At 37.3% G+C, this 13001-nt stretch carries 10 protein-coding genes; 5 read left to right on the plus strand and 5 right to left on the minus strand.

The genetic code is table 11. The annotated features are described in order from the left end of the window. Positions 1–128: 128 nt before the first annotated feature. Positions 129–977, minus strand: a complete 849-nt coding sequence (gene purU, locus PR761_RS02825; RefSeq protein ID WP_006812882.1) for a formyltetrahydrofolate deformylase — start codon at positions 975–977, stop codon at positions 129–131. Positions 978–1063: 86 nt separating this feature from the next. After that, positions 1064–1543: a YchJ family protein gene (locus tag PR761_RS02830; protein ID WP_154611137.1), complete on the minus strand. Its 480-nt coding sequence runs from the start codon at positions 1541–1543 to the stop codon at positions 1064–1066. A 118-nt stretch (positions 1544–1661) separates the two neighbouring features. Between PR761_RS02830 and rssB the strand changes: the two genes are divergently transcribed. Beyond that, entirely contained in the window at positions 1662–2678 is a 1017-nt protein-coding gene (gene rssB / locus PR761_RS02835) for a two-component system response regulator RssB (RefSeq protein ID WP_126437463.1), read from the plus strand. A gap of 155 nt (positions 2679–2833) precedes the next feature. Further along, positions 2834–3763: a UTP--glucose-1-phosphate uridylyltransferase GalU gene (gene galU / locus PR761_RS02840; protein WP_006812885.1), complete on the plus strand. Its 930-nt coding sequence runs from the start codon at positions 2834–2836 to the stop codon at positions 3761–3763. A gap of 353 nt (positions 3764–4116) precedes the next feature. Here the strand turns inward: galU and hns are convergent, their stop codons facing one another. Further along, entirely contained in the window at positions 4117–4527 is a 411-nt protein-coding gene (gene hns, locus PR761_RS02845; RefSeq protein ID WP_039854026.1) for a histone-like nucleoid-structuring protein H-NS, read from the minus strand. Positions 4528–5053: 526 nt separating this feature from the next. Between hns and PR761_RS02850 the strand changes: the two genes are divergently transcribed. Continuing rightward, positions 5054–5683: a thymidine kinase gene (locus PR761_RS02850; protein WP_039854027.1), complete on the plus strand. Its 630-nt coding sequence runs from the start codon at positions 5054–5056 to the stop codon at positions 5681–5683. A gap of 357 nt (positions 5684–6040) precedes the next feature. Here the strand turns inward: PR761_RS02850 and PR761_RS02855 are convergent, their stop codons facing one another. Then, positions 6041–6751: a fimbrial biogenesis chaperone gene (locus tag PR761_RS02855; RefSeq protein WP_164717573.1), complete on the minus strand. Its 711-nt coding sequence runs from the start codon at positions 6749–6751 to the stop codon at positions 6041–6043. Positions 6752–6960: 209 nt separating this feature from the next. After that, positions 6961–9621, minus strand: a complete 2661-nt coding sequence (adhE, locus tag PR761_RS02860; protein ID WP_006812889.1) for a bifunctional acetaldehyde-CoA/alcohol dehydrogenase — start codon at positions 9619–9621, stop codon at positions 6961–6963. 493 nt (positions 9622–10114) lie between these two features. Here adhE and PR761_RS02865 point away from each other — a divergent pair, with 493 nt between their 5' ends. Together PR761_RS02865 and PR761_RS02870 are read left to right on the plus strand one after the other, a co-directional pair. After that, positions 10115–10759, plus strand: coding sequence for a YchE family NAAT transporter (locus PR761_RS02865; RefSeq protein WP_006812891.1), 645 nt, complete (start codon positions 10115–10117; stop codon positions 10757–10759). 536 nt (positions 10760–11295) lie between these two features. Then, a complete protein-coding gene (locus PR761_RS02870) occupies positions 11296–12915 on the plus strand; it encodes an ABC transporter substrate-binding protein (protein WP_154611136.1) in 1620 nt (539 codons plus the stop codon). Positions 12916–13001: the final 86 nt, after the last annotated feature.

Raw genomic sequence — 13001 nt, forward strand, 5'->3', positions numbered from 1 at the left:
TGCTGTAATCGTTCACAGCGGGCGGCATCATATCAAATGACGCGCCCCTGTAAAGCATTAATTTTAAAAAAATGTTCGAATGCGGTTTTTTTAATCTTAATGCGTGATAAATCAGCAAATTACTATACTTATAGAATAATTGTACGGTTGCCGTATACAAATACCCGTTGTGCTAAGACCCAATATAATGCATGGCTTAGAACATTTTTTTCAACATCACGACCTGCTCGCATCATATCGTCAGCAGTGAAGGTATGGTCCACATTAATAACATTTTGAGTAATGATTGGCCCTTCATCCAAATTATCATTCACAAAGTGAGCTGTTGCCCCAATAATTTTCACTCCGCGTTCATAAGCTTGGTGGTAAGGACGTGCACCAATAAATGCTGGTAAGAAGGAGTGGTGGATATTGATAATTTGATTTGGATAATGCTGAACAAATGCAGGGGTAAGTACCCGCATGTATTTAGCAAGAACTACGTAATCAGGCTGGTATTGGTCAATTTGCGCCGTGAGTTTTTCATCATGTTGTTCGCGGGTTAAGCCTTCATGACTAATATGATGGAACGGAATACCAAACTGCTCTACGAGGTGTTTTAGTGTGTCGTGGTTACCAATGACAGCTGCAATCTCAACATCTAAGCCGTCATAAGCACTTTTCATGAGTAAGTCACCTAAGCAGTGAGCTTCTTTTGTCACTAAAATTACAATGCGTCGACGACCCGCAGAATTCAGTTCGCGCTTAGAGCCTTCAGGAAGTGCATCATCTAAGTCTGCAAGGAGGGTTTCATCATTAAAGATCCCTTCAAGTTCCGTTCTCATAAAAAAACGACCAGTACGGTGATCAACAAACTCATTATTTTGGATAATATTGAGCTGATGCTTATAACAAATATTGGTGATTTTAGCGATTAATCCCTTAGCGTCAGGACAAATTGTTCTGAGAATTTTTTTCTGTACATTTTTGTGTTGCATGGAACTGTCTAATCCTTAACTAACAAAAGTCCAACTATTTGGACTAAGAATAATTGTGCAATTGACACGATTTGATATTCATAGAATTAATAACTATTGCAGCACTTTTTAAATTTTTTACCTGAGCCGCATGGACAGTCATCATTACGCCCAACTTTTGGTGTTATTCCATCGATATAATACCAACGCGTATTAATGCGAAGAAAACGGGAGCGTTCATGAATAAGTTGTTTATGATCGACTTTTTCATCAATAAAGCAAGCCGAAAATTCGACATAAGCCTCATCAGGATTTTTGGCATGAGAAGAACTAATGACTCGCAATCCCTGCCATTGAGTGTGCTCAAAGCTTTTGATGATCTCGTCACGCCATTCGTCAGCATGGCAATCTGGGTGCCATGTTTTAATCAAGTAATCCGCATCCTTGTGAACGTAAGCACTATATCTGGAGCGCATTAATTGTTCCGCTGTTTCTGGGATAGTTTGCTCTTGAATGAAGGGAGAGCAGCAATGGTCAAACGGTTTAGGATTACCGCAGCTACAATTATTTTTTAAAGATTGGCTCATTCTTTTCTCGATAAAATAACTATACTTAAAAAATATAGTCTCTAATGATTTTGTAATATGACTATTGTTGGCACAACAAATTATTAATAAAACTAAGTATGGTAGTGGTAGGTATGATATGAAAAATAGAAAAATACTCATAGTTGAAGATGAAAAAATTTTTTGCACTATTCTTCGTGAGTACCTAGAAAGCTTGGAAACTGAAGTCTATATCGCAGACAATGGCGCGTTGGCATTGGATCTAATTACAGAAAAATACCTTACACCCGATGTTATCTTGTGTGATTTAAATATGCCAGTGATGAATGGTGAAACATTTATGGCCGAGCTGGTGGGCCGGAATATTCATATTCCTGTTATTGTCATTTCAGCAACTACCGATTTTACCCAGTTAGACAGGATGTTCCGTTTAGGGGCAAAAGATGCCCTACTGAAACCGATTAAAAATTTAGATGAAGTAAAGATGACTATTCACTCAGCTTTGTATCCTGAGAAGTACGATACAGAAAGTGTTATGGAGCATGAGATCCAAAATATGTCGAATATCCTTCATAGTGATAAATTGGATATGTTGGCTATTCTAAAGCAATTACAACCACCGGTTAGTCAGATTATTAATGGCTATAGAATAAACTATAGGCAATTAAATGAAGCAAATCGATTTGGACTATTACTGGATATTGCAGCGATATCTGAAGAGCAGGTTGGTTTTTATTGCATAGATACAGAACGCTCTCCACAAGAAGGGATCATGGCTGCTTTTTTGATTAGAGTCGTTTTTAATGATTTATTAAAGAGTGCAGTGAGTCACCCAGATAAAAAATTACCTAACATCGATCGTATTATTCACCAAATAAATCATCTTCTTGAAGAGTCTGGTTTTTCAGGGCAGTTTCCGCTTTTACTCGGCTACTTCAATACCAAAACGAAAAATGTAATATTGGCGAGTGCAGGGCTGGAAGCTGAAATAACGACTGAAAACCATCACTATCATTTAGATCGTAATATTCCTTTAGGTACCTTGAAGTCCTACCATTCAAATCGTTTAGATTTTCATGGCGCTCAATGGAAATGCCTTATTCGGAATAATGATCAGCGAATTAAGCTGATGTTTAATCCTGACAGTGAGCTGTAAATCGATTATTAAAAATAACTTCAGATATCATCAATTAGACTCATTACTATTTATTCAGTTTTGATTCCTGATATACTTGCGCGCACTAAAAATGCACCATGGTATATCATTGAATAATAGTGAAGGGTGCTTAGAAAAATTCTGGAGTTATAAAAATGATTAAACGCAAGGTGCGTAAAGCTGTAATCCCAGTAGCGGGTCTAGGAACGCGTATGCTTCCAGCAACAAAAGCGATCCCGAAAGAAATGCTACCAATCGTTGATAAACCTCTGATTCAGTATGTGGTTAATGAGTGTATTGCAGCAGGTATTAATGAAATTGTTTTAGTGACTCACTCATCTAAGAACTCCATTGAAAACCACTTTGATACTAGCTTCGAGCTTGAAGCTATCTTAGAAGCGCGAGTGAAACGTCAGCTCCTTGATGAAGTAAAGTCAATTTGTCCAAGCCATGTCACTATTATGCAAACGCGCCAAGGGATTGCAAAAGGGCTAGGTCACGCTATTTTATGTGCTAAGCCATTAGTGGGGAATGAGCCTTTTGCTGTTATTCTCCCTGATGTAATTTTAGACCGTTACAGTACTGATTTAACGAAGTTTAATCTCAGAGAAATGCTCGAACACTTTGAGGAAACTGGGGCTAGCCAAATTTTAGTTGAGCCTGTACCAGAAGAAGAAGTCTCTAACTACGGTATTGTTGACTGCAATGGCATTACGCTGAATCCTGGAGACAGTAAGCCTGTTTCGCGGATGGTCGAAAAACCAACTAAAGAAGAGGCTCCTTCCAATTTATCGATTGTGGGTCGTTATGTGTTATCCGAAAAAATTTGGGATGCATTAGCAAGAACTGCACCAGGCGCTGGTGATGAAATTCAATTAACTGATGCTATTGCTCTTATGATGGAAAATGATGAACCTGTTGAAGCTTACCATTTATGCGGTAAAAGCCATGACTGTGGAAATAAATTAGGCTATATGAAAGCATTTGTAGAATATGGTATTCAACATGATACTTTAGGAAAAGATTTTTCGTTATGGGTTAAAGAGTTTGCGGCTAAATTAGCAGCATCAGAAACAACGAAATAATCCAACCAGTTAGTTGTTAATTATTAAAAGCTAGCCAATAGGTTAGCTTTTTTTATGTCTAGAAATAAAACCATATACTCATTTTTTAAGCGTCAATTAATGATGATGTACATATATATACTATTACATGCATGACGTGTAAATTAAATGCAAAAATAAGTAATGAGTCTTGACGAGATTAAATACGTAACTTTACTTTAACTGAAATTTTATTTCATATAGTTATTTTTTAACTGAAGAGGTAGTAAAGGGATAACTGAATAAAAGAATGTGAAGTCAGTCAGGATTATTATGATATATATAAAAAAACACCCTTATGAAAAGGGTGTTTTTAATAAAGGAGAATTTGGTTATTAGATTAAGAAATCATCTAAAGATTTACCTTGTTCTTCGATTGCTACTTTGATGACGGCTGGAGTACGGCCTTGGCCTGTCCAAGTTTTAGTTTCGCCATTTTCATCAACGTATTTATATTTAGCAGGGCGTGCAGCGCGTTTAGCTCTGGTGCTAGTCCCTTTAACTGAATCCATTGTTTGCAGAAGGTCATTTAAATCTACACCTTGCTCTAAAATCATTTCACGAACTTTTTCCAATTTACGGTTACGTTCTTCAACTTCAGCACGAGCTTGGCTTTCTTCTTCTCTGCGTTCTTCAACAACGACAGTTAATTTTTCTAGCATTTCTTCCAATGACTCTAAAGTAACTTCGCGAGCTTGAGCACGAAGAGTACGGATGTTATTTAATGCTTTTAATGATTCGCTCATTTTCCTGGTCTCAATTTTATATGTTGGCATGTGTACAGTAATAATAGAGTGCTATTTTAAATTCTGCAATAGCTAAATTACCTTCTTAGTTTAAAAGTTATCTTTAACGAATGCAATTTTTTTACAAGGGAAATATAAAAATTTTCACTATTATAAATAGCTCTATTATCAATAACAGAATTAATGGAAAAAGGTAATTAGAAACACCCTCTAGCTTTTATATTAATACACATAACAAACAGTTTCACTTTTGGATGCAGAGGAATAAAAGAGAAACCTTTAACTTAAATTTTCTTTTTTTGATACAGTTAATTAGCAATACGTGCTACGGATTATACCTACTGAGGATAATATCAAATAGGAATTTATTGTATTTAACTCATAGATTGCGTTAAATTTATCGTCTAATTTAACATAGTAGTGGAGAACAGTTTTGTATGATTGACTGTAAATGCAGAGTTAGGGTTAATCTTAAAATGCCTTTATGATAAAGTATTTACGAATATTATTTTTAGGGAATAGCCAGATGGCACAGCTATATTTTTATTATTCTGCGATGAACGCAGGTAAGTCAACAGCATTATTGCAGTCTTCATATAACTACCATGAACGTGGTATGCGCACACTTATTTTTACTGCAGAAATTGACAATCGCTTTAGTCATGGAAAAGTCTCTTCTCGAATTGGCTTATCAGCAGATGCGTTATTATTTTCGCCTACAACGGATATGGCTGACATTATCAAAAAAGAAAACAGCGCGCAAAAAGTGAATTGTGTGTTAATTGATGAGTGTCAATTTCTTACCAAATTACAGGTGGAGCAGTTATGTGATGTCGTCGATAATGTCGATATTCCTATCTTATGTTATGGGCTACGTACAGATTTTTCCGGAGAGCTATTTGCTGGAAGTCAGTATTTATTAGCATGGGCTGATAAGCTCGTTGAGCTTAAAACGGTCTGCTATTGTGGGCGTAAGGCGAATAAAGTTTTACGTATTGGTAGTGATGGGATCCCAATGTATGAAGGAGCGCAGGTCGATATCGGCGGTAATGAAAAGTATATTTCAGTTTGCCGAAAACATTACTCTGATGCCATAAAACAAGCACAGTTAATGAATAGTGGCATTATTCAAAAAAAGCCCATCAATTTCAATTAATGGCTGATTAATATTAATAAACCAAATAATTTACTAATGCTAATATCACGCAATATGGGTGATTTTGTCAGAAAAAGTAAATTAATGATTTAAATTAAAAACTTGATTTGTCGCACTAGATAGTCGAACAGTGTTAAATACTAGAATAATGGTGACATCAATTTATGATAAACCCCATGCCTTTAACATGGGGTTTTCTTTTTATGAGTTCGCTTACTTTTTCTTTATAAAGGTGTATTTATCTTTAGTTCATGAGTTTTTCTAACAAATAATAGTGATATGAAGCTATTCGGTTTTATTTCACTCATTCATTTTTTAGTGAGATTAAAGAATAATCTATGAGGATTAGGTTATATCTTATTGATTGTTTCCAGCAGATACCGGATATGTCAAAACTTTAGATAGCCCCCCATAGTCATTGACTACTTGCCAACTTGCATGGGTGATATTACGAGGAGCCTCTGAGAGGGGCATTCTACTCAAAGGGGGCAAAATTAAACTATTTCCGTAGTCATGCTGGTTTAATTTAATTTTTACCAACGTGACATAATAGGGAGTAGGGTTATCGAATTGCCACTGAGCATCTTTCTTACTTAGTGTCACTTTCTGGAATATTTGGTTATTAGGAACCGCTAAGTGGCTTGGGCGGTAGATTACCTTAATAATGATATTCATGGTAATTGTCTGCTTGTTATTCTTACTACGGTCGTTGGAGCGCTTATGAGCGGGTATCGCACGAGTACTGAGAAAAAATAGTGATTCAGTATCCGCAGGTAGTTTATTCTTTTCTTTTAATAATACTTGAGGACTAAATTTACTGTTTGCATCCAGCCCAAATAAAGGTGGATTGACTTCAACCTGCGAGGATTTTTCACCCTCAATAGTATTCGTTACAGTAGCTTGAATTAAATAGGGAAAGCTATCGTCATTGACGACAGTAAAAGTTGTATCAGGATTGGCGTTATTAATGATTAACCGTGTCTGTTCTAAATGTAAGCCCGCACTATGGGCAGCAAAGTTAGCAGCTAGGAGCGGTATAGTGAAGATAAGTTGAGTCAGTTTTTTCATACTACCTCTTCTCATTGATAAAGAAAGTTTGATAGTCCTGACATCAGTATAAATTGAATTATCTATTTGATCCTTATTGATAAATGAGGATCAGATAAGGATTAGTGGCTAATTATTAATAAAAAGGCTCCAATAGACATTGGAAAAAGATCCAACACTATTGAAGCCTTATAACGGGTTAGTTGGCTAAATCACCAAGAAATACCAGTTTATTTTTTAGTGACTTTCTTTTCTGCTTTTGGTGCTGTTGAAGCAACGCTTGGCTCAGAAAATTCGCGACCGTAGTAAGAATCCAGTAACAGCTGTTTAATTTCTGAAATCAGTGGATAACGAGGGTTTGCACCAGTACATTGGTCATCGAACGCATCTTCAGATAACTTGTCTAAACGTGCTAGGAAGTCTGCTTCGGCAACACCCGCTTCACGGATAGATTTAGGAATACCTAAATCTGCTTTCATACTTTCTAACCACTCCAAGAGACGCTCAATTTTAGCACCAGTACGGTCGCCTGCTTTTGATAGACCAAGATGATCTGCAATTTCAGCATATTGGCGGCGCGCTTGAGGGCGGTCATATTGGCTAAATGCAGTTTGCTTAGTTGGGTTATCATTCGCATTAAAGCGGATAACGTTACAGATTAATAACGCATTTGCTAAACCGTGTGGAATGTGGAACTCAGAACCTAATTTATGAGCCATCGAGTGGCATACACCCAAGAAGGCGTTCGCAAACGCAATACCTGCTAAGGTTGCCGCATTATGCACGCGCTCTCTGGCAACTGGATTTTTAGCACCTTCATGATAGCTAGCTGGCAGGAAGTCTTTCAGTAAACTTAGTGCCTTCAGCGCTTGTCCATCAGAGAATTCATTTGCTAGTACAGAAACATAAGATTCTAGTGCATGGGTGACAGCATCCAAACCACCAAAGGCGGTTAAAGATTTTGGCATATTCATGACTAAGTTAGCATCAACAATTGCCATGTTTGGCGTTAATGCATAATCAGCTAATGGATATTTTTGGCCTGTTTTATCATCGGTTACAACCGCAAATGGTGTAACTTCAGAACCTGTACCCGATGTCGTGGTGACAGCAACTAACTTCGCTTTTACGCCCATTTTCGGGAATTTATGAATACGTTTACGAATATCCATAAAGCGTAACGCTAATTCTTCAAAGTGGGTTTCTGGATGTTCATACATAACCCACATGATTTTTGCTGCATCCATTGGAGAGCCACCACCTAATGCGATAATGACATCAGGTTGGAAAGCTTGCATCTGAGCTGCACCTTTACGGACAACCGATAATGTTGGATCCGCTTCAACTTCAAAGAATACGTCAGTTTCAATGTGATGTTTTTTCAGAACATCGACAATTTCATCGACATAACCATTATTGAATAAATAGCTATCAGTAACGATAAAGACTCGTTTTGCTCCGTCAGTGGCAATTTCCTCTAACGCAATAGGGAGGCATCCACGGCGGAAATAGATTGAGTTAGGAAGTTTATGCCATAACATATTTTCAGCTCTTTTCGCGACCGTTTTCTTATTGATTAAATGTTTTGGTCCTACGTTTTCAGAGATGGAGTTACCACCCCAAGAACCACAACCGAGGGTTAACGATGGTGCCAGTTTAAAGTTATAGAGGTCACCGATACCCCCTTGAGATGCTGGAGTATTAATCAATATACGGGCGGTTTTCATTTTTTCGCCGAAATAGCTGACGCGTTCATGTTGGTTATCTTGGTCGGTATATAGGCAAGACGTATGACCAATACCACCCATTTCAACGAGTTGTTCAGCTTTTTCAACTGCATCTTCAAAGTTTTTTGCGCGGTACATTGCTAACAATGGAGACAGTTTTTCATGAGCAAAAGGTTCTGATTCATCGATGGCTTTGACTTCACCAATCAGGATTTTGGTTGTCTCGGGAACGATAACACCTGCCATTTCTGCAATTTTAAATGCAGGTTGGCCAACAATAGCAGCATTTAAATTACCATCTTTAAGGATGATATTTTGTACGGCTTTAAGTTCTTTGCCTTGTAGCAGATAGCCACCGTGGTTAGAGAAACGTTCACGAACTTGGTCATAAACAGCATCAACGACGACAACTGATTGTTCAGATGCGCAAATTACACCGTTATCGAAAGTTTTTGACATTAAGATTGATGCAACAGCACGTTTAATATCAGCAGTTTCATCGATAACAACAGGGGTATTACCTGCACCCACGCCAATAGCCGGTTTACCTGAACTGTAGGCAGCTTTTACCATACCCGGTCCACCAGTGGCTAAAATCAGATTAATGTCAGGATGGTGCATCAGGGCATTGGATAACTCCACTGAAGGGGAATCAATCCAGCCGATAATATCTTTTGGCGCACCAGCGGCAATCGCGGCATTCAAGACAATTTCAGCGGCACGGTTGGTGGCAATTTTTGCACGAGGATGCGGAGAGAAAATAATTGCGTTACGTGTTTTTAAGCTAATTAATGACTTAAAGATAGCCGTTGAGGTTGGGTTAGTTGTTGGCACGATACCACAAATAATCCCGATAGGTTCGGCGATGGTAATTGTACCAAAAGTTGGATCTTCAGAAAGTATACCGCAGGTTTTTTCATCCTTATAAGCGTTATAAATATATTCCGAAGCAAAGTGGTTTTTAATCACTTTATCTTCCACAATTCCCATTCCAGACTCTTCAACAGCCAGTTTTGCTAATGGAATACGCGCATCGGCAGCTGCTAGTGCAGCGGCACGGAAGATTCTATCCACTTTCTCTTGAGAAAAGTTGGCAAATTCACGTTGTGCTTTTTTGACTCGAGCAACAAGTTCATTGAGTTCAGTAACATTAGTTACGGACATAGATTACTCCTGATAAAGTTAAAATTTTTAAGCCAATGAGCAAATTATCTATAAAAAACTATTGTAATAAGACCACCCAAAACAAAAGTATAGATAAACTTAGCAATAAGTCCTTACTTCACTGCCGATTGGCTTATAAATCTCAACTAAATAGCTCTAAAAGTAAAAGCACGGATAAACTAACTTATCGATTTCTTAAGTGTAGATTAGCAAAAAAGGAATTTTATAAAGTGATCTAAATCACAAATATTGCATGCTGACACCATTCAGCATGCCTATTTTTCTGTATTGAGAGATTTATGAAAAATTGATTAATTTATCGATAAAAAATGGTGAAGAAATAACTAATTTTTATCGATTGTGTGCAGTTGAAATAAATAATGTCAGTAACACGCACAAAATGATTCTTTCTCTAAGGAATTTAATTGGTTCAGTGATAAAATAAGAAGGGATGACCATGTCGTATTTAAGCATTTTATGAGGATATTAATGGGTGAGCGCAACATTACTTGATTTATCAGGCTATATTAAATTTTTTATTGGTCTATTTGCGTTGGTAAACCCAGTTGGCATCTTGCCTGTGTTTATTAGTATGACGAACTATCAAACGAATGCGAGTCGCAATAGAACCAATACCATCGCTAATACCTCAGTGGCGATTATTTTATGTACTTCACTACTTGTTGGTGACTCTATATTGCAACTTTTTGGTATTTCAATTGATTCATTCCGGATTGCGGGCGGAATCTTGATTGTGACCATCGCGTTATCGATGATTAGCGGTAAGATTGGGGAAGATAAACAAAATAAACAAGAAAAAACAGAAACAGCAATAAGAGACAGTATTGGTGTTGTCCCATTAGCACTCCCATTGATGGCTGGACCTGGTGCGATCAGTTCCTGTATTGTTTGGTCTTCTAGATGGACTGGCTGGCAAAATTTTCTTGGACTAGCATTAACCAGTATTTTATTCGCTTTTTGTTGCTGGTTATTGTTCCGTTCTGCCTCACTGTTGGTGCGTTATCTGGGGCAAACAGGCATTAACGTTATTACTCGTATTATGGGCTTGCTATTAATGTCCCTAGGTATTGAAATTGCAGTGACTGGCGTGAAAGCGATATTCCCAGGCCTTTTATAATCGATTGAAGTAAGCCGCTATCTTTATGCGGCTGCTTTTCTTCTTTGCTTCAATAAACCATCCTCTTCTCGACGTTATAAAATCTTCCACCTATTAAACCAAAGTACATAGCCCAAATAGTTCACTATTGGGATGAATTTTTTTTGTGATTATATGTCGCATAATTTACAAAATTAGGCGAAAAAAGTAAGGAATTGTGAGCTGCGTAAATTTATTCACTATTCTCATCACTGATTGTTAATGATATGTTTGGATTATGAAGATTGAGCTGATTATCTGTATTTTATAATAAAAACTCTATCCAATTGTTTTATTAAAATAAAAATAAATTTTAACCTCAATTTACTTTTAAAAAATAAACAAATAAATCAAAAAATGTTAATAAATTGTATGTTTTTTATTGGTTGTTCACGGGAGCTCATAGCGGAATGGGGCGTTGAATTGTCTATGTTCTGACCATGAAGTTCTGTTTATGAGTTTTTCATCGCCTGTAATAAAGTGAGACAGCTATCCCCTTATCCCAGAAAGGAGCTACGATGAAGTTAACCACAAAATTCAGTCTACTTTCTTATTTAGCCATTTCATTTCTCACCTCAGCTCACGCAGCCGAAACTTTAAAAGTTGATAAAACGCTACAGTCCATCACCATCAATAATGGCTCTGAAGTAACTTCTCTTGATCCCCATAAAGTAGAAGGTGTTCCTGAAGGGAATATTATTTTAAATTTGTTAGAGGGGCTGGTATATGACGATATAAATGGCCAGCCTGTCGCGGGAATGGCAACGAGTTGGGAACATCAAAATTATACGGTATGGACATTTAAATTAAGAAATGGAGCGAAATGGAGTGATGGAACTCCGGTCGTTGCAGAGGATTTTGTATATAGCTGGCAAAGGTTAGCTGACCCCAAAACAGGCTCTCCGTACTCGAGTTATCTACAAAATGCTTATATTGAAAACGCGGATGAGATTTTAAAAGGTAACAAACCAAAAGAGTCCTTAGGCGTGAAAGCGCTAAATAATCAGACGTTACAGGTTACTCTTAGTCATCCGGTACCTTATTTTATCGATATGCTGTCTCATACATCGATGAAGCCAGTTAATCGAAAATGCATTGAAAAATATGGCGATAAATGGACTCAACCCGGAAATTTTGTTGGCAATGGCGCGTATATATTGGATGAGTGGACTGTGAATGAAAGAATCGTTGTAAAGCGCAATCCTCTCTATTGGAATAATCAACAGACTCAAATTGATCATGCGACCTTTTTAGCGATAACATCGGAAGTCAGCGATAATAACCGTTATCGTAGTGGTGAAATTGATATTAGTAATTCTGCTATTCCGCCTAATTTATATCAAAAAATGCTCGCTGAGAAACCGAAAGAGCTCTATGTTCGCCCATATCTTTGTACTTTCTATTATGAAATTAATAACCAAAAAGCGCCGTTTACCGATCCTCGAGTTAGAGAAGCGATTAAATTGGGTTTAGACCGTGAAACAATTACTCATAAAATCATCAATCAGGGACAAACAGTCGCGTATGGCTTTACACCTACTTTTATTAATAATGGTAATTTTGCTCTACCCGAGTGGACAAAATTATCGGCGCAACAACGTTACCAGCGTGCAAAACAATTACTCGCTGATGCAGGATACACACCACAGAATCCATTAAAATTTAATTTGTTATACAACACTTCTGATCAAAATAAACAGCAAGCTATTGTTGCCGCATCTATGTGGAAAAAAAATATCGGCGCAGAGGTCACTCTACAGAATCAAGAATGGAAAACGACGCTACAAAATCGTCATGAAGGAAACTATCAAGTGGCGAGAGCTACATGGTGTGCAGACTATAATGAACCGTCTTCCTTCTTAAATATGATGCTATCGGAAAACAGTAATAATACCGGTTTTTATCAAAACAAAGCTTTCGATAAATTACTACTCGAAGCTTTAACCGCGCCTAATGATGCTGAACGCCAAAAAATTTACCAACAAGCTGAATCCTTATTAGATCAAGACTCTGCGATAGTGCCTGTTTATTATCGAGTGAGTGCAAGAATGATCAAACCCACAATCGCAGGATTTAAAGGAAATGACCCCCTTGATCATATGGATATTAAGCGGTTATATATAAGCACAACTAATTAATAATATCTAAATAAACACAATAACTGTTTACTTACAAAGTAAACAGAAATATCCACAACACAACCAAAACAAGAGTATGGGAGTAA

Source organism: Providencia sp. PROV210, assembly GCF_028479445.1.
In the GTDB taxonomy this organism is placed as follows: domain Bacteria; phylum Pseudomonadota; class Gammaproteobacteria; order Enterobacterales; family Enterobacteriaceae; genus Providencia; species Providencia rustigianii.